The 1076-nt window shown below is 45.2% G+C and carries 2 protein-coding genes; both read left to right on the top strand.

From position 1 onward, the window contains the following. Positions 1–608: ABC transporter ATP-binding protein (locus tag ACS8FD_RS16445; RefSeq protein WP_439276634.1), on the top strand; the 608-nt coding region annotated here is incomplete at its 5' end. A 50-nt stretch (positions 609–658) separates the two neighbouring features. Further along, the coding region (gene lpxK, locus ACS8FD_RS16440) for a tetraacyldisaccharide 4'-kinase (protein WP_439276633.1) at positions 659–1076 on the top strand (418 nt) is incomplete at its 3' end.

Here is a 1076-nt window from a genome sequence, read left to right as displayed (position 1 = left end):
CTGGCAAGTCATCCTTGGTTAACTTACTAACGCGCACCTTAGCCACAACTTCAGGGCAGATTACGATGGACGGCATGCCTGTTGAAGACATTACTTTAGAGAGTCTGCGTGCGCAAATTGCTATGGTTAATCAACAAGTGGTACTATTTAACACCACCGTTTTTAATAACATTGCTTATGGCAGTTTAGCGACTAAGTCGCAAGCTGAAGTTGAAGCTGCTGCTAAAGATGCCTTTGCTCACGACTTTATCATGAAAATGCCGCAAGGCTATCAAAGCCAGATTGGAGCAGAAGGCTTGCAGTTGTCTGGTGGTCAACGCCAGCGCCTATCGATAGCACGCGCCCTATTAAAAGATGCGCCAATCCTAATATTAGACGAGGCGACCAGTGCGCTTGATAATGAGTCAGAGTATTTTATTCAGCAAGCGCTCGACAATGTCATGAAAGATCGTACTACTTTAGTCATTGCGCATCGTCTCACAACGATTGAGTCAGCAGATCGTATTGCAGTGATGGACGGCGGGCAAATCGTTGAAATTGGTACCCATAATGAGCTTATGCAAAAGCAAGGTTATTATGCGCAAATGTATGATCGAGATTTTGAATAATAAACAGTTTGGGTTACAAATTACGGGCAAAACCAGATGGATGCTAAATAATGAGTATTGAGACGACAATTACTCGTGCTTGGCAGCAAAAAGCAGCTTGGCTTTGGTTACTATTGCCGCTTAGCTGGCTATATGGCTTGCTTGTTTGGTTGCGCCGGCAAGCCTATAGACTGAGAATACTGTCAAGTTTTCGTGCGCCTGTACCAGTTATGGTCATCGGTAATGTTACGGTTGGCGGTAGTGGCAAAACGCCTTTAATTATCACTTTGGTCAGTTATTTGCAGAAGCAAAGCATAAAGGTTGGCGTGATTAGCCGTGGTTATGGCGGCGATACATCCCAAATGCCAGCGTTAGTAACCAAAGAGAGTTTGCCAAATACAGTAGGCGATGAGCCGTGTTTGATTGTCAACACCACTGCTGCGCCAATGGCAGTATGCCCAAACCGCAAGCAGGCAATTACGACTTTGC

Source organism: Psychrobacter sp. 1U2 (assembly GCF_051847575.1).
The sequence above is the reverse complement of the archived record's forward strand: the minus strand, read 5'-3'. Positions and strand labels throughout refer to the sequence as shown.